General features: G+C 43.0%; 17 protein-coding genes. 10 read left to right on the top strand and 7 right to left on the bottom strand.

Annotated features, from left to right (window positions below):
- Nucleotides 1-45 precede the first annotated feature (45 nt).
- The 6 genes from MSG37_RS17805 (at nt 46) to mgtE (ending at nt 5,032) form a co-directional block, all read left to right on the top strand.
- Nucleotides 46-1,503, top strand: a complete 1,458-nt coding sequence (locus MSG37_RS17805) for an RNA polymerase factor sigma-54 (protein ID WP_248472021.1) — start codon at nt 46-48, stop codon at nt 1,501-1,503.
- A 30-nt stretch (nt 1,504-1,533) separates the two neighbouring features.
- Complete coding sequence (gene hpf, locus MSG37_RS17800; RefSeq protein WP_248472020.1) at nt 1,534-1,821, top strand: ribosome hibernation promoting factor; 288 nt, start codon at nt 1,534-1,536, stop codon at nt 1,819-1,821.
- A 2-nt stretch (nt 1,822-1,823) separates the two neighbouring features.
- On the top strand, nt 1,824-2,267 hold the full coding sequence (gene ptsN / locus MSG37_RS17795) for a PTS IIA-like nitrogen regulatory protein PtsN (protein ID WP_248472019.1): 444 nt from the start codon (nt 1,824-1,826) through the stop codon (nt 2,265-2,267).
- 192 nt (nt 2,268-2,459) lie between these two features.
- Entirely contained in the window at nt 2,460-3,314 is an 855-nt protein-coding gene (rapZ, locus tag MSG37_RS17790) for an RNase adapter RapZ (RefSeq protein WP_248472018.1), read from the top strand.
- Nucleotides 3,301-3,576, top strand: a complete 276-nt coding sequence (locus tag MSG37_RS17785; RefSeq protein ID WP_248472017.1) for an HPr family phosphocarrier protein — start codon at nt 3,301-3,303, stop codon at nt 3,574-3,576. Before rapZ ends, MSG37_RS17785 begins: the two co-directional genes overlap by 14 nt.
- A gap of 91 nt (nt 3,577-3,667) precedes the next feature.
- Nucleotides 3,668-5,032, top strand: a complete 1,365-nt coding sequence (gene mgtE / locus MSG37_RS17780; protein WP_248472016.1) for a magnesium transporter — start codon at nt 3,668-3,670, stop codon at nt 5,030-5,032.
- Between the two features lie 64 nt (nt 5,033-5,096).
- On the opposite strand, the gene MSG37_RS17775 is transcribed toward mgtE, so the two are convergent.
- Nucleotides 5,097-5,888, bottom strand: coding sequence for a molybdate ABC transporter substrate-binding protein (locus tag MSG37_RS17775; protein WP_248472015.1), 792 nt, complete (start codon nt 5,886-5,888; stop codon nt 5,097-5,099).
- A 274-nt stretch (nt 5,889-6,162) separates the two neighbouring features.
- Nucleotides 6,163-6,837 carry an OmpA family protein gene (locus tag MSG37_RS17770; RefSeq protein ID WP_248472014.1) on the bottom strand — a complete coding sequence of 225 codons (675 nt, stop codon included), beginning with the start codon at nt 6,835-6,837 and terminating at the stop codon, nt 6,163-6,165.
- Between the two features lie 339 nt (nt 6,838-7,176).
- Here MSG37_RS17770 and MSG37_RS17765 point away from each other — a divergent pair, with 339 nt between their 5' ends.
- On the top strand, nt 7,177-7,482 hold the full coding sequence (locus tag MSG37_RS17765) for a hypothetical protein (protein WP_248472013.1): 306 nt from the start codon (nt 7,177-7,179) through the stop codon (nt 7,480-7,482).
- A 131-nt stretch (nt 7,483-7,613) separates the two neighbouring features.
- Here MSG37_RS17765 and MSG37_RS17760 read toward each other — a convergent pair whose 3' ends face one another.
- The 4 genes from MSG37_RS17760 to MSG37_RS17745 form a co-directional block, all read right to left on the bottom strand.
- Entirely contained in the window at nt 7,614-9,134 is a 1,521-nt protein-coding gene (locus MSG37_RS17760; RefSeq protein ID WP_248472012.1) for a VCBS repeat-containing protein, read from the bottom strand.
- 213 nt (nt 9,135-9,347) lie between these two features.
- Nucleotides 9,348-9,896 (bottom strand): GtrA family protein, encoded by a 549-nt coding sequence (locus tag MSG37_RS17755; RefSeq protein ID WP_248472011.1) that lies wholly within the window; start codon nt 9,894-9,896, stop codon nt 9,348-9,350.
- Complete coding sequence (locus tag MSG37_RS17750; protein WP_248472010.1) at nt 9,881-11,278, bottom strand: glycosyltransferase family 39 protein; 1,398 nt, start codon at nt 11,276-11,278, stop codon at nt 9,881-9,883. The genes MSG37_RS17755 and MSG37_RS17750 overlap by 16 nt, the downstream gene beginning before the upstream one ends.
- Complete coding sequence (locus tag MSG37_RS17745; RefSeq protein ID WP_248472009.1) at nt 11,278-12,333, bottom strand: glycosyltransferase family 2 protein; 1,056 nt, start codon at nt 12,331-12,333, stop codon at nt 11,278-11,280. Before MSG37_RS17745 ends, MSG37_RS17750 begins: the two co-directional genes overlap by 1 nt.
- 127 nt (nt 12,334-12,460) lie before the next feature.
- Between MSG37_RS17745 and MSG37_RS17740 the strand changes: the two genes are divergently transcribed.
- The 3 genes from MSG37_RS17740 to MSG37_RS17730 all read left to right on the top strand — a co-directional run bounded on the left by MSG37_RS17740 (nt 12,461) and on the right by MSG37_RS17730 (nt 15,265).
- Nucleotides 12,461-13,150: a response regulator transcription factor gene (locus MSG37_RS17740; RefSeq protein ID WP_248472008.1), complete on the top strand. Its 690-nt coding sequence runs from the start codon at nt 12,461-12,463 to the stop codon at nt 13,148-13,150.
- Nucleotides 13,144-14,508, top strand: a complete 1,365-nt coding sequence (locus MSG37_RS17735) for a HAMP domain-containing sensor histidine kinase (protein ID WP_248472007.1) — start codon at nt 13,144-13,146, stop codon at nt 14,506-14,508. The genes MSG37_RS17740 and MSG37_RS17735 overlap by 7 nt, the downstream gene beginning before the upstream one ends.
- Before the next feature lie 172 nt (nt 14,509-14,680).
- The gene (locus tag MSG37_RS17730; protein ID WP_248472006.1) at nt 14,681-15,265 is read left to right on the top strand and encodes a GAF domain-containing protein; all 585 of its coding nucleotides are present in this window, start codon (nt 14,681-14,683) and stop codon (nt 15,263-15,265) included.
- A 112-nt stretch (nt 15,266-15,377) separates the two neighbouring features.
- Here MSG37_RS17730 and MSG37_RS17725 read toward each other — a convergent pair whose 3' ends face one another.
- Nucleotides 15,378-15,953, bottom strand: a complete 576-nt coding sequence (locus tag MSG37_RS17725; protein WP_248472005.1) for an alpha/beta fold hydrolase — start codon at nt 15,951-15,953, stop codon at nt 15,378-15,380.
- Between the last annotated feature and the right edge of the window lie 134 nt (nt 15,954-16,087).

Below are 16,087 nucleotides of genomic sequence, written 5' to 3'. Positions count from 1 at the left end.
CAGCCAGCTTTAACGTTTAACTACAGTGTAGGGAATAGCGGTACGATGAAAGCGTCACTCCAGCTCAAAATGGGTCAGCAGCTCACTATGACTCCACAATTGCAACAGGCTATCCGCCTGTTACAATTGTCTTCTTTAGAGCTGCAACAAGAGATCCAACAAGCATTAGAATCTAATCCATTACTGGAACTAGACGAAGAGCAATCAGATGGCGATATGGATCAAACTGACGACCCGTCCTCAAATGACGTCAACCAAAATCAAGATAGCGCCACAGTAGAAACCTCCGACGCATTAACTCAAGACTCTATGCCAGACGACCTACCAATGGATACGACCTGGGATGAAGTCTACACCGTTTCTTCTAATTCAAGCTCTGGTGTTAGCCGCGAAGATGATATGCCTTTTCAAGGTGAAACCAGCGAAGGCTTATACGAACATCTTGAGTGGCAAAAAAATCTAACCCCATTTTCAGATAACGATCTTGCGATTGCGACAGCGATTATCGACGCTATTGATGAGCGTGGTTATTTGACCCAAAGCTGCGATGATATTTTAGAAGCAATGGGCGATCCTGAAACTGAGTTAGACGAAGTTGAAGCTGTACTAAAACGTATCCAACACTTTGATCCAATTGGCGTTGCCGCACGCAATCTAAGTGAATGCTTACTGATCCAATTAGCGCAATATGCACCAGAAACCCCGCATATCGACAACGCGCGATTATTAATAAAAGACTATTTAGATTTAATTGCTGGCCGTGATTTTAGGCAATTAATGCGTAAAACTAAGCTCAAGGAAGATGAGCTTCGTGAAGCCATCACTTTGATACAAACCCTTAATCCAAGACCAGGATTAGCGATTGCTCGCAGCAAAGACGAATACGTGATCCCAGACGTCTCTGTTAGCAAGAAAAAGGGCCGCTGGGTCGTTGAATTAAACCCAGATTACATGCCTAAAATTAATGTAAATCAGCATTATGCATCGATGGCTCGCAGCACAACAAACCAAGCCGATGGTCAATTTATTCGTGGCCACTTACAAGAAGCTAAATGGTTTATTAAGAGTTTAGAAAGCCGCAATGACACCCTATTAAAAGTGACCAACTGTATTGTTAAATTCCAGCAAGGATTTTTTGAATACGGTGAAGAGGCAATGAAGCCTATGGTACTTAATGACATTGCAGAAGCGGTTGAAATGCATGAATCAACCATTTCACGTGTTACCACGCAAAAGTATATGCATACCCCAAGGGGCATATTCGAACTTAAATACTTCTTCTCTAGTCACGTCGGTACCGACGATGGCGGAGAATGTTCATCAACTGCAATTAGAGCCTTTATCAAAAAGCTTGTTGCTGCTGAAAACCAAAAGAAACCATTAAGCGACAGCAAGATGGCGCAGCTTTTGGCAGAACAAGGGATTAAAGTTGCTAGACGTACGATCGCTAAATATCGAGAAGCGATGCTGATCCCTCCCTCAAACCAACGTAAGAGTTTATAACTCAAAATTAGGCATTTGGAGGATCGATATATGCAAATCAATCTGACAGGACATCACATCGAAATTACCGCTTCATTACGTGGCTATGTGGAAGAAAAATTCACAAAGCTTGAACGGCATTTCGATCAGATCAATAATGTGCACGTTATTTTGAATGTACAAAAAATGCAGCAAACAGCCGAAGCAAAGATCCACCTGAAAAAAGGCGAAGTCTTTGCCGTTTCGGAACATGCGGATATGTATGCCGCAATAGACTCCCTGATCGATAAGCTCGACCGTCAGGTAATTAAACACAAAGAGAAGCTAATTAAACACTAACGATGGAACTAAGTACCATCCTGCAGCCGGAGTGCACTACCTGCGCCACTCCGGGCAGTAAGAAAAAGGTATTGGAGTTAATCAGTGATATTGCCGCTGTCCAGTACCCTACCCTTTCTTCACAAGAGATCTTTGAAAGTCTCTTGGCGAGAGAAAAAATGGGTAGCACGGGTATAGGTAACGGTATAGCCATTCCGCATGGAAGGCTGACCAATATAGAGCGTCCGGTTGCGGTGCTGGTGAAGTGTGAAGACCCAATCGCATTTGACGCCATCGACAAACAACCCGTCGATATTCTATTTGCCTTATTGGTGCCATCAGATCAGTGTGAACAGCATTTAGCTACACTGTCTTCAATGGCGGAAAAACTCAACGATAAAGCTGTACTTAAACAGTTGAGAAAAACCAGTAACGAGTCAGAGCTATACCAAGTCATTACCCAGTAATTACGATTTCAGGCCTTTAAATTGTTTTCTGTGTTCAAACACTGATGATTTAAAGGCCTAAGTAATTATTACAGCTAGATGATTTCTGCTTCAGCATCCACTTAAGCTCTTGCTTTAGAGCTTAAAAAAGTTAATCTATACCAATACAAACGCATAGTCATAAACCTCATATTTCAATCAGGTAATCATACAATGAAGCTTGTTTTAGTCTCTGGTCGATCCGGTTCAGGTAAATCAGTGTTACTCAGAATGCTAGAAGATCTCGGCTACTATTGTGTCGATAACCTTCCGCTGCCTATGATGGGCACATTACTGAAAGAATTATCAGGTAATACTAAACTTGTGGCTATCAGTGTTGATATACGCAACCTACCGGAAAATAAAGCAGAGCTAGTTAAGCACCTTACCTTTCTGCCGGACGGGGTTGAGTTACTTAGCTTCTTTTTAAACTCGAGCGATGAAGTGCTGCTTAAGCGCTACAATGAAACTCGACGCCTACACCCATTATCTCATGACAATGTTTCGTTAAAAGAAGCCATTGAAACAGAGGCGCGCTTGCTTGAGCCTCTCGCTAATATCGTTGATCACTACATAGATACTTCCAGCCTGAATATTTATGATCTAAACGATCAGGTGCGCGAGATCTTGCTTGGCAATGTTGACAAAGAACTGATGATTAATTTCGAATCATTTGGCTTTAAGCACGGCATGCCAACTGAAGCCGACTTCATGTTTGATGTGCGTTTCTTACCAAATCCGCACTGGGAGCCAGATCTACGCCCAATGACAGGCCTAGACAAACCAGTACAAGACTTTTTAAATGAGCGCCCAAGGGTGAATCAATTTATTAAGCAGATCGAAGATCTACTCACAACTTGGTTACCGGATCTTGAGCGTAATAACCGCAGTTACCTCACCATAGCGATTGGTTGTACTGGCGGCCAACATCGCTCTGTCTATATCACCGAGCGCCTAGCGGCTCACTTTAAAAATGGTAAACATAAGGTACAAGCCCGTCACCGAGAGCTAAAAAATGCCGACCATTGAGCGTGAGGTAACCATTTGCAATAAGCTTGGTCTACACGCTCGCGCTGCCACAAAACTTGTAGTATTAGCCTCTGAGTTCGACGCTAAAATCACCATTATCCAAGGTGAAAAACAGGCTTCGGCAACAAGTGTACTAGGCTTATTAATGCTAGAAACCGGAATGGGCAAACGTGTACAACTCATTGCAACTGGTCCAGATGCGCAAACAGCACTCGATGCCGTTTGCCAATTAATCAATGCTAAATTTGATGAAGACTGTTAACTAATCAACTGATTTATCTATAGTAAGTATCAACACACATCTAGCACTTAAGCTACTATAAGCGCCTTTAAATCTACCCTGTGAGGGAGCTATGCCGATTGAAGTCTTAGACAATGAAACAACAGACCAACGTCTCAATCAGCTGACTCAAGCATTAGGCAACGGTATGTTTGTCCATGTTCGCAACATGTTGCAGGATATGGCCGCATCAGACATTGCCTTTATTCTCGAATCTTCTCCACCTCGCACTCGTCAAGTGCTGTGGCAACTGATTGACCAAGAACATACAGGTGAGATCCTCGATGAACTGGGTGAAGAACTCAAAGATAGCCTGATTTCACAAATGAGTCCTGAGCGCGTCGCAAAAGCCGCACAAAGCATGGACACTGATGACTTGGCTTATATTTTACGTAGCCTGCCAGACAGTATTTTTAAGCAAGTTTTACAGTCGATGAGCAAGCAAGACCGAGTTCGAGTAGAGCAAGCTCTGTCGTATCCTGATGACACCGCCGGTAGTTTAATGAATACCGATACCGTCACCTTAAGGCCTGACGTTAATATCGATGTGATCTTGCGCTACCTGCGCATTCGCGGTGAACTGCCCGAAGCCACCGATATGCTGTACGTGGTAGACAAACACGACCGCGTATTAGGCGGTGTGCGTATTGCCGATCTACTGACCTGCGATCCAAATGCATCAGTACGTGAAATTATGGTGTCAGATCTTGAAGCCATCCCTGTTGGCATGTCCGACAGCGAAGTGGCACAGCTATTTGAACGCCATGACTGGGTGTCAGCCCCTGTTATCGATGAAAATGACAAACTGCTGGGTCGTATCACCATTGATGATGTAGTCGATGTTATTCGTGAAGATGCCGAACACTCAATGATGGGTATGGCGGGTATGGATGACGACACCGATACCTTCGGCCCAGTACTGAAAAGTACCTTTCGCCGCTCGCTGTGGCTAACTGTAAACCTATTTGCCGCATTGCTAGCCGCGTCTGTCAGTAATATGTTTGAAGGGACCATTGAGCAGTTTGCTACCATCGCAATTTTAATGACCATTGTGCCAAGTATGGGCGGGGTTGCAGGTAACCAAACGTTAGCACTGGTGATCCGTGGTATTGCCCTTGGTCAAATTGGCCAAAGTAACTCTCGCTGGCTAATTGGTAAAGAGCTAGCCATTGGCTTCCTTAACGGCTTGCTGTGGTCTGTTCTTGTATTTGCAGCAGTTTGGTTATGGAAAGGGGATATCGCCTTAGGTGGATTGATTGCAGGCGCTATGCTTATCAATATGACAGTAGCTGGCCTTGCTGGTGCAACTATTCCGCTAATGTTGAAGCGGATGAATATCGATCCTGCTTTAGCTGGCGGTATGGTACTAACAACTGTTACTGATGTAATCGGTCTATTTGCTTTCTTAGGTTTAGCGACTGTTTTCTTACTAAATTAAGCCTTTGCCCAAAGACAAAAAAAGGCCGCTAACGCGGCCTTTTTGCTTAACATGACGGAAAATATTACTGCTTTAACGGTGCATCAAAACCATAGTCCGCTAAAATCTCTTGGCCTGAAGCAGATAAGATAAACATCGCTAATTTCCACGCATCATCATGGGCATTATCTAAAACGATTAAGCCATAATTAGCACCTACAGCTAGTGGCTCTGGCATTTGTACAATTTGTAGATCTTGCACCTCTTTTTGTGCCAAAACCGCATTAGTACAGTAAGTTAAAAACACATCTGCGCGCTTGTTTTCCATTACCCAACCATAGGTATTACGTCCTTTCGGGGCTTTAGCACTCTTTTCACCACCAGTAAGTTGTAACGCTTTTTGCTCTAATGTCGCTTTGGCGCCAGCTTTTACCGCATCCGCTTTGGCAAAAATCTTCCAAGCATAATCGCCAGAAGGGTCAGCCTTCGGCGTTGACGTGCCAACCCTAATGCTAGGGTTAAGCATTACATCGAGTAAACCCATGCTATCAATTTTCACATCGGCTTGAGCGAGTGCACACATTTGGTTGCGCGCAAACATCACCACATTATCGCCTTTACCTGCAGCTTTTAATGTTTGCGGATGCTTCATATTAGCAGAGGCAAACACGCCAACTTGTTCGCCATTTTCAATGCGTTTTCTTAATAAACCCGATGGACCAAAATCGGCATCAACTTGCTGCTTAGTCTCTTGCTGGTAAGCACTGACGATATCTTTCATTGCATTTTTAAGGCTGCCAGCAGCTCTTAATTCAATCGGGGTAGCTTGGGCTGCGATAGGTAGGGCTAACAGTGAAACTAACAACCATTTCTTCATTATTTTTTGCTCATGTTCTAATTAGACTTATTTATGTGTCATCACATATTGTTATTGCTAATGAGAAAACATCCGCTAGCAAATCACAATGCCCAAGCCATGACTAAACAGCTTTGTGTTTAACCACGCGACCTTAATCACTAGATTTCTACTTATCATGGACAAAAAGTCTAAAACTCGAATTTCTAGATCAAAAAAGCCATCCGAAGATGGCTTATACCAATTAGTATAAAGATTTGGGCACTCAGCGAGAGTTTAGCGTGTAAATGCAGACTTATGCTGTTGGCATTGGGCTAAGAATAATTTCAACTCGGCGGTTCTCTGCGCGACCTTGCTTAGTCTGGTTTGATGCAATTGGCTTTGACTCACCCATGCCATGAGACGCAACTCGCATCGCAGGCACTTTATGTTGAGTTAAGTAATTTGCCACTTCACTTGCACGTACCTGCGACAGTCTTAAATTATAAGACTCAGCCCCCGAACTATCGGTGTGCCCCATAACGTTAAGTTTGGTTTCGTCATATTCTAAGGCCACCAGCACAACACTATTAAGTACTTGCTGCGCACGTTGACTCAAATCTGTTTGGTCTACACCGAAAGTCACATCATTTGGCATATTCAAAATGATATTGTCACCACTACGTGTCACGCTAACGCCAGACGCTTGTAACTGCTTACGCAGTTCAGCTTCCTGCACGTCCATGTAATAACCGATACCACCACCAAGCGCCGCACCAGAAGCTGCACCAATCAATGCACCTTTACCACGGTCACTCTTACTTGATGATGCCACACCAATTGCAGCACCCGCGATAGCACCAATTAGTGCACCATTAGTCGCTTTACCATTTTGAGATTCATTGGTGTATGGGTTGGTTGTTTGGCAACCAGAAATCAGCATGACAGCAGCTAAGCCACCTGCAAGAATCGAACTACGTTTTGCGCTCATGTTTACCACTCCTAACTGCTTTTGCGAATAACAAAAGCGACGACTTATAAGTTGTATTTTTTTAGCAGTATATAAAGCAGATCTGATTAAACAATGCTTCAAAGCCCAAGTGGCTTAATTTTAAGCAGCACAAATTGCACTAAATGTGTGCGCTCACGCTCCAATTCAGTGCAATCAATTTTAAAAGCAATGCCCTTTTATCAAGCATGGATATTTAACCGTATGAATTGTAATGAATTAAAAAACTTGGCCAGTTTGGCACAGCTTAAGCATACTCATATTTGAGTACTCAGCGGTAATAAGAATAACCAATAAAAGAGGCCAAAGAGTAACGACAAGGTGAGCACTACACCTTGGCAAGGGAATTCCGTCACCACGCTCAAAGACGTACAAACTACTGATGTGTTCACATTAGAATTGAAAGAGAAAATACCGATGGATGCTATGAACCTTAATGTTATCAACGAAGTTAAAATCAAAGGTCGTTTACTATCTGATGTCGCTAAAGACTATGGCCTAACGACCAAAAAGGTATATCAGATTGTTCACCAAAATGAGCAAAAGTCGAATCCAAAACTCTTTCCCATAGTGCAACAAACTAAGTCTCTAGGCCTGCGTATTAAACAACTACTACGCAGCCACTAATTTAACAGGCTGTACCCTGTTAAGCAGAGGCGGGAAACACCGATTTTCGCCCAAACGAAATAAAAAAATTAACGCGCTAACTCTATAAAATAATATTACGCTTAATGTGAATTTCGCCTCTGCACCCCAAGCTATCCTGCAAAAAATACTCTAAATTGATTGGCTAAAGACTTATCGTCTTGACGACCATATTTGATCAGCAGATCCTCTCTACCATCATCGTTCAAATCATCCACCATTAACATGCCGCCCTCAACAGGCAGTGCTAACTCATGCTCTTGGGCATTACGACTAAATAAACCTTTACCGGGCTTTCCTAAGTAGATCCTTAAGGTTGACTCATCTTCTGACAGCAATAGGTCTTTTAACCCGTCGCCATTAAGATCGGCAAGTTTAACCACAGGGCTGCCAGACTGCCCCGAGCTCAAGCTAAAGTTAAGTTCCACTTCTTTGGTTACGTTAGATTCATCATTAAAGTGACTATTTTCATCCATTTTAAATAGATGCACATCTTGATCTATGCTGCCTGATAACAAGGCTCCAACCACTTGGCTCACACCAATATCAAAGCCAGCAACCAGCACTTCATCTTTATTGTCACTGTCGATATCAACAAACTCCAAGCCCGTTAACGTGCCCTCAGCCCTAACTACGCTGTTGGGCTTTTTAGGAAAAGTGATTCTGCCGTCTTTCGCCTTACCTAAGTAGATCTCGTAATCATTAACACGATCAAATACCCCAGTACTTTTGGTATAACGGATCACCATATCGCTAACGCCATCGTCATTCAGATCTTTAAGCTCTTCTACTTTGCGATAAACCAACTCACTTTGATCTAATTGCTCACCGTAAGCGTCTCGTTTATTCCACCAGTCAATGCCGCTAATAGGCTGACTCACTGAAACATACTGGGCGATGGGATCAAAACGGCTTGAGTCCGTCTGCTTATATACTTCTAATTCGCCCTCACCAATTTTAATAATGTCCGCCAATCCATCGAGGTTAAAGTCACTGACATATAGCGTAGATTGGGTGTAAGTAGCCCCATCTTCAAATAACCGAGATTGCGGCTTGATAGGTAAAGTTTGGCGGTTAAATCCTTGCTCACCCGCCAAAAATAGATGCACTTGATTAAAATCATGGATCAGGATGTCATCTTGATTGTCCGCATTGAGATCTTTAATAAACTCACCACGACTAATAAAGTCTGGGCGGTCTTTAAATGATAACGAATTTATCTCAGCTACGACCTCAAGGTTCAGGCTCGAGTGATTTTGCTCTGGCGACATTAATAGCAACTCATCTTGCGATAAGAAATACAGTTGTTGCAGCCCACGGGTTGTAGACTCGGTGATATCAAAGCTATGCAGCGCCAATGGCAGCTCATATTGATGTACCAATTTATATTGGCCATCAACAAGTTGGTAAATGGCCATCCGGCGCTGACTCATATTATCAATCCCGAAAGCGACCAGTTCCTTGCCCGATTGCGGCAGTAAGTCTGCAGCAATAATCGGATGGGTCAGCTCAAAAGGCGCGTTTATTTTTGACTCGCTAAAAGTTAACTTTGCAGCGCTATTTGCATTAGCCAGCAATGGTAAAACTACAACACTTACAGCTACACCAATTAATCCTTTATACGCTAAACGCATAAGTTTGCTCCTTGTGTCGGCTATTTTCGCCGCAGCGTCATTATTCGCCGCGGTATCATCAATACCGTTAATCCATATCATGTATGGTTATTGAAACTAACGGTTTTCCCGCCAGAGTAAAACCGTTAGTTAATAGTTTGTAACACAAGAGGTCTATTTTAACGCCGCTAGGCCATACTTTTTTCGAACATGAGCTTAGCTACAAATATAAGTCTACTTACTAAAAGTCCAGTAATTAGCCCCTAGCCAGTTAACCACTAAGCCCGCTAATACGCCTATTGCAAAGCCAATAAAGCGACTAATGCTCACATCATCAACAAGCTGAATCAACACGATATTTACCCAATAAAATACAGACAAGTTCGCTAGCGCCGCAAAGCTCGCAACACATAAATGCTTACCCAATTGTTTTAACTTTTGTTGATGACTCCCAACCTCACAACTTGCTTTAGCATGCTCTTTACTCGGTACTTTACAGCGCCCTTTAAATGTCCAGCAGCGATTGGCCCCCCAAGACAGGCCGACTGAGATAATAAAGGCCGTCACTCTTGCAGGCATTAACGCAAGTTCAAATACGTTTGAAAGCAATAAGAACAAACTAAAATCAACAACAAAAACCCCAGCACCGACCAATAAAAAACGCATACTTTCATGATACTTAAGCCATATAACTTGGCTAAGCTGCTTATGGTTCTTGCCTCTATATCCATTAGGCAATTTTGCTTTAAAACTGGCGGTTAATAAGCTTAATTGCGATGACATTTAATCAGGTCTCGTCTCTTATTGCTCGCTACAGCTTGGCAAGCAGTAAACTGTGATTGATTCAGTTTATTACTAATAACGAGGTAGAAATCATCGTCACTAACTTCATCTAAACTTTGAATTTTATTTGCTGTACCTGCACTATAAAAACGCCCCGAAAACGGCTGGCTTTGCCAATAATAGGTAGGCAGAGCGTCACTTCGCTGCGATAACAACCAGCGCTCACTTTTGTCTTTGCCCACATCAAAGTGCAACACCGCCACGGTGGCAACTAATAACGCCGGAATAGATAAAGCGATAATATTCAGCCCTGGTAAAAAGCTCTTTCGCCATGCATAAGCCAATAGCAATGCAAGTCCAGGGATCCCTGGCAGAACATAAGCAGGTAAAATATTGCCCGCAAAGGTAAATAGCAGCATGGGGGCTATCATCCAACAAATAAGGTAACTAGGTAGGCCTGCATTACTCGTGTTTAAATCATGCTTGTTCGGCTGCTTTTGCTCGGTAACTATTTTATAAAACGCTCGTGGTAAAAATAGTGACCAAGGCATGGCTGCAATGACAAAGTAGAGCCAAATAGTGCCTCGAACTTCATCGTGTGCACTGCCGTACAAATCACCTTCCCAACCGCTATCGACAAAGCGAGACCAGTGCTCACCAACAATAAAATAATTTAAAAAGCCCGGAGTCGTCTGCTCAGCAATCACATACCAAGGCAGCGCAATTGCCAGCATCAATAAGCAGCCTGTCACTAGCGGCACTCTATGCCATAGTTCGCGCCACACTTTAAGCGGCCCATAACGTAAAAGTAACCACAAACCAGTGCCTAAGCCAAATAACACCAAGGTCACAGGCCCTTTTGCTAGCAAACCTATGGCTAAGCCAGCAAAACCTGCATAGCCCCAAACTTTGTCACCTTGCCAACATAAGTAAAAGCCAACCATTGCCAATGTTAATCCTAAGGTTAACGCCATATCTGTCATCACTGCGCCAGCACTAATGGTAAACACCACAGTTGACGCCAACATAATTAATGGAGGCAGAACAGGTAACTGCAGCCTTTTAACAAAGTGGCCAACCAACAACAGGCAAAGTACAGCAGCAAGCCAATGGGGCAACCGCACTGCAAACTCATTAACGCCCAATAAGCTAATAGAGCTAGCACTCATCCAAGTATGTAGCGGTGGTTTCCCCCAAAAAGGTACATTGTAATCAAACAGCGGTGTAACCCAATTGCCGGTTTCTACCATTAGCCGCGCCATCTCACCGTATCTTGCTTCTGTGGTGTCCATTAGTGGATACCAAGGCAATAACAGCATTCGTGTTACCACCACAATCAACAACACAACTAGCCCTGTGCGTGTATCAGCAGCCTTTAACATTACTTAACCTCCAAGTAGCTCACGTTGGTAGGCTTAGCTTCATTAAACTCCATCGACATGTTATTTCGAGCTTTCACTTGAGTAAGGGATTGCTTATATGCCACCTCTTCAATCAAATACAGCGGACGCTGCTTAACCTCAACAAATACTCGACCTAAATACTCACCAATCAAACCTAAGGCCAGCAGTTGAATTCCGGCCAGCGCCAACTGCACCACCATTAACGATGGATAACCGGCGACACTGCCACCAAAAATAAGCGTGTTAGCAATAATCCAACCACCATAAGCAAACGCCGCAAGGGCTGTAATTACGCCACACCATGTCGCCAAACGAAGTGGTTTAAAGCTAAAGGAAGTAATGCCGTCCATCGCCAAACCAAATAACTTGCCGTAGTTCCACTTGGTTTCGCCAACAAAACGCGGGTCGCGATCAAACTCCAAGGTTTTTTGGGAAAACCCTGGCCAACTAAATAGACCTTTCATAAAGCGGTTACGCTCCGGAAGCTGCTTAATGCTGTCGATCACCTGACGGCTCATCAAGCGGAAATCGCCGACATTTTCTGGGACTGGCGAGTCAGAAACCCAGTTCATTAGTCGATAAAAACATGCGGCAGAAAAACGTTTAAACCAAGTTTCACCAAGACGCTTTTTACGTTTCATATTGACAATGTCGTAGCCCGCTCGCCACTGACTGAGCATCTCAGGAATTAACTCTGGAGGATCTTGCAGATCGGCATCAAGCATAATAACGACAAGTCCTCTAGCATGCTCAATACCTGCTGACATGGCCGCTTCTTTACCAAAATTACGGCTCAACTTAATACATTGGTATTCATTATCAACCAGCGGCAGTTCACTGACCTGGCGCCAAGAATCATCACTACTACCGTCATCAACAAAAACAATCTCGCTGCGTTCATCAAGTGTCGACAGCACTTTAGTTAAGCGCTCAATTAGCGGCTTAATCATCAGAGATTCATTAAATAAAGGCACAACGACTGATAAACAAATTTCAGTGTTATTTGGGCTTTGACTGGGCGAAGAATAAGGCATAAGTTTGTCCTACAGCGACTAATTTTGCGTTAGCATGCCTAGGCTCAAGTGAAGAAAATGTCATTGACATTTTTTCGACATAAAAATGCTAAAATCGACCTTATAAATACAGTTACGGCCCTTAGTAATGACGATTAAACTACTGATAATTGAAGATAACAGCGATGTTGCAGGCATCCTTGGTGATTACTTTGAAGCCAAAGGCATGGAACTGGATTTTGCCGATAACGGTGAGCTTGGATTATCGCTCGCACAAGCTTTCGACTTTGACGCCATTATTCTTGACCTTATGCTACCCAAAATGGATGGGCTTAGCCTTTGTAAAGCACTACGCTCACTTGGTTGTAGCACGCCAATTTTAATGCTGACTGCATTAGATAATAAAACCGACCTATTAACCGGGTTTGACTGTGGCGCTGACGACTATCTCGGTAAGCCATTCGATTTAGATGTGGTTGATGCGCGTATACAAGCCTTAGTTAAACGCCATCGTGGTGAGGTTGCTCAAGGTTCACTTAAATTTGGTGATATTGAAATCAATATCGCTAAGCATCAAGCTTTGCGTCAAAATATGTTATTAGCCTTAACCCCCATCACCTATCAAATTTTGCTGCTGTTAATGAAAAATGCTCCCAATATCGTTAAGCGTGAGCAGATCATTGAGGAGATCTGGGGCCAATCGCCACCCAGCAGTGACATTTTGCGCAGCCATATGTACCAGTTGCGCAATCAGTTAGATAAACCTTTCAAGCAACCTATGCTTGCCACTGTGCCGAAAATCGGTTTTCGATTACAACTCGGAGACAAGGCGTGTTAAACGGCTTATTTAATCGCGCCTCATCGGCTGTCAGTCTACCGCAAAAACTGCTGTTCTACTTTAGTGCTATCGCGGTAATGATAGGGCTCACCATCTATATCTTTATGCTTAGTCTAATGCAATGGATTGAAGATGAGGTCAATCAGCATGAGCTTGAGGCGAGCGCGCCATTTGCGATTAGTTTATTTCAACAAGGAGCAAAACAACCGCTGCAGATAGGCTTACATGTGCAAGCATTTTACTCCCACGATTACATACCAGAAGCCTACGGCGACTTAAGCCAATTCCCTTCCGGCTTTTCTGGTGAAGTTGTTGATCGCAACAAAACCGGGCTAATGCATGAAATATTTAGCTTTAAGCTATTTGAAGATGATGATTTAAACCCGCAAAAAGAACTCTTTTTATATCGTAGCGAGTTTAAACTCGATGGCGAGATACAACCTTTATATCTGATTATGCCTGCAGATAATGTCGAGCTAAGTGATGAAGAGTGGCAATCTATCAACGTGTTCGTGTTAACTTTTATTTGTGTACTGTTTTTATTATTTGGCTTTGCCATTCATAAATTGAGTCAGCGCTTAGTTGAGCCCGTAGATCAACTGGTAAAACAATTGAAGTCACCTGCCGAGCACCCGCAATTTGCAGTGCCAAAGCAATCGGCAGCAGAGTTTAGCCAGCTTAGTCAAAGCCTTAACGATTATCGCCAACAAAATGAAATGATGATTAAACAAGAACAAGCCTTCGCCCGTTACGCAAGTCATGAGTTACGCACACCAATAACCGTTATTAGTGGCGCGGCTAAGCTACAGGAGCAAAATGACGCCCCTGAGTTTCAGGCTAGGCAGCGCGATAGAATACAAAGGGCGGCACATGAGATGCAGCATACAGTCGATGCCCTGCTCAGCATCGTCAAGCAAGAAAAAGGCACCGTAAGTCATGAAGCTAGAACCCTTGAATTGGCTGAAATAGAGCAGATAGTGCAGCCGCTATCTTTACTGGCTCAGTCAAAGAAGATCGAGCTTATTGTCGATTTTAAAGATTCACCGGTGATCAAACCAACTCCAGCAGTATTGCGCATGCTATTAAGTAATATTATTAGCAACGCCATTAATGCCAGTGATTCAGGGCAGATTATGGTCGTTATCGATAGCCAGCATATTTCAATCAACGATAACGGGCATGGCTTAAACGCGTCGAATAACCAACAACATAATGCTCAGCACAATAGTCATGGCTTGGGTTTGCTTATTGTTGACAGTTTATGCCAGCGCTACCAATGGCAATTTAATCTTATCGAGACTCAGCCTCAGGGCTGCCAAGCCAAGCTCACTTTTCCTCAGCTAGAGTTAAAAAGCTAGCACTTAAGTTTGAGGCTGATGTAAATGCCAACTGCCAATATTTTGCTAATCTATCAATTAATTTTGTTTGAAAAATTCGCGTTAATCATAAAACTCTATTAAATTTTAAAGACATATCAAGGAATATTTCTGCACTAGCAATCGGCAGAATTTAAGATAATAGAAGGCATGTATGGCCCTACTAAATACCAAAGAGATCCGTATCCATGACGATATAGGCCAAAGCTGGCAAGAGATCGTTAATCTTATTTCTGAAATATCAGCTATTCCTGCCACCTTAATTATGCGCCTGCACAGCTATGAACTCGAAGTATTTACTCGCAGCCAAACAGCACATAACCCTTATACAGCAAAAGAGCGCGAAAGCATTGGTATTGGCCTTTATTGCGAAGCCGTCATTAATGGTCGCAAAGAGCTTATCGTCAATAACGCACTTGAAGATCCAGACTGGTGTAACAATCCAGATATAAAGCTAGGTATGATCGCCTATTTTGGTATGCCCCTGCATTGGCCCAATGGCGACATTTTTGGCACTATTTGCATGCTAGATAATCAGCCTCAACAATTTGATAATCCTACAAAACAATTGTTAAGACGCTTTCAAGCTATTATCGAGACGGATTTAAATAAGGTGTATCAGCAAGCTAAACTTGCCAATGAAAACCAGATCTTGTCACAAAAACTCGCCGAACAGACACGCGAATTAGAAAGGTTACGTAGTAATAGTTCCTGCCTATCACAAAAGCCTTCAGCCTAGCTTTTATAAGAAGCTTTTGTAAAAACTGCTATAAACAGCGCCAAAAACGAGACTAGCAAATAACCCAATAAGAAAGCGCTTCAAGACACTCCTCCCATGATGATTTATCGCATCAGTTTACTAGCTTATCGCAAATCTCCTTTGCAATACGTCGACTAAAAATCACTGAAAGATGCAATACAATGATAAAACTTTGATTTTCTGCCACACGCCATATAGAGCTAGTACTAGGTACTATGGTTAAATCGATTGGAGTACGGTAGGAATAAAGTTTAACCTCATCTAAGCACGACTCTGAGCCAGCTAGTTGCTGTAACAGTTCGCTTCTCGGCCTTAATTGTTTAATCCCCTTTGATGGATATGGCAAGTAAGCCAAATAGCTACCATGATGAGGTGCCGCAAGACTAAAAAACTGACTCACTCGGCTTGCGCCATCTAAATACTGCAAATAATAACGGCCGACTATGCCGCCCATACTAAAGCCTATCAATGCAATTTGGGTATCTTGGCCAAAGAACGCATTAATCTGCTCACTTAAATTAGCTGCGGCAAATTCAATCCCACGGCGACCATCAAAGGGACCAATTGTAGGACTAAAGCATTCATGTCCTGCAGCTTGTAGGCGCTTTTGTAGTAAATGCATAACATGGCCAGTATTAAAAATGCCATGAACCAATACCACTTTCATGTTTCGCTCCTTTGAACTAGCTAACCAGACTCTAATAACCAACAAAGCTAATAATAAGCGCTAAGTTAACAACTCGCACCCAATAAGATTGAGGGTATTTATTAACGCATTTTTGCTATCATTAGCCCTGTCAC

Origin of the sequence: Shewanella sp. 1CM18E (assembly GCF_023161665.1) — a bacterium.
In the GTDB taxonomy this organism is placed as follows: Bacteria; Pseudomonadota; Gammaproteobacteria; order Enterobacterales; family Shewanellaceae; genus Shewanella.
Note: the sequence above shows the minus strand (reverse complement) of the source record. Positions and strands in the feature narration are given on the sequence as shown.

Bases quoted from the DNA above. Each gene is read 5' to 3' on its own strand.
- MSG37_RS17805 (WP_248472021.1), top strand. From the start codon at position 46: ATGAAAGCGTCACTCCAGCTCAAAATGGGTCAGCAGCTCACTATGACT.
- hpf (WP_248472020.1), top strand. From the start codon at position 1,534: ATGCAAATCAATCTGACAGGACATCACATCGAAATTACCGCTTCATTA.
- ptsN (WP_248472019.1), top strand. From the start codon at position 1,824: ATGGAACTAAGTACCATCCTGCAGCCGGAGTGCACTACCTGCGCCACT.
- rapZ (WP_248472018.1), top strand. From the start codon at position 2,460: ATGAAGCTTGTTTTAGTCTCTGGTCGATCCGGTTCAGGTAAATCAGTG.
- MSG37_RS17785 (WP_248472017.1), top strand. From the start codon at position 3,301: ATGCCGACCATTGAGCGTGAGGTAACCATTTGCAATAAGCTTGGTCTA.
- mgtE (WP_248472016.1), top strand. From the start codon at position 3,668: ATGCCGATTGAAGTCTTAGACAATGAAACAACAGACCAACGTCTCAAT.
- MSG37_RS17775 (WP_248472015.1), bottom strand. From the start codon at position 5,888: ATGAAGAAATGGTTGTTAGTTTCACTGTTAGCCCTACCTATCGCAGCC.
- MSG37_RS17770 (WP_248472014.1), bottom strand. From the start codon at position 6,837: ATGAGCGCAAAACGTAGTTCGATTCTTGCAGGTGGCTTAGCTGCTGTC.
- MSG37_RS17760 (WP_248472012.1), bottom strand. From the start codon at position 9,134: ATGCGTTTAGCGTATAAAGGATTAATTGGTGTAGCTGTAAGTGTTGTA.
- MSG37_RS17755 (WP_248472011.1), bottom strand. From the start codon at position 9,896: ATGTCATCGCAATTAAGCTTATTAACCGCCAGTTTTAAAGCAAAATTG.
- MSG37_RS17750 (WP_248472010.1), bottom strand. From the start codon at position 11,278: ATGTTAAAGGCTGCTGATACACGCACAGGGCTAGTTGTGTTGTTGATT.
- MSG37_RS17745 (WP_248472009.1), bottom strand. From the start codon at position 12,333: ATGCCTTATTCTTCGCCCAGTCAAAGCCCAAATAACACTGAAATTTGT.
- MSG37_RS17740 (WP_248472008.1), top strand. From the start codon at position 12,461: ATGACGATTAAACTACTGATAATTGAAGATAACAGCGATGTTGCAGGC.
- MSG37_RS17730 (WP_248472006.1), top strand. From the start codon at position 14,681: ATGGCCCTACTAAATACCAAAGAGATCCGTATCCATGACGATATAGGC.
- MSG37_RS17725 (WP_248472005.1), bottom strand. From the start codon at position 15,953: ATGAAAGTGGTATTGGTTCATGGCATTTTTAATACTGGCCATGTTATG.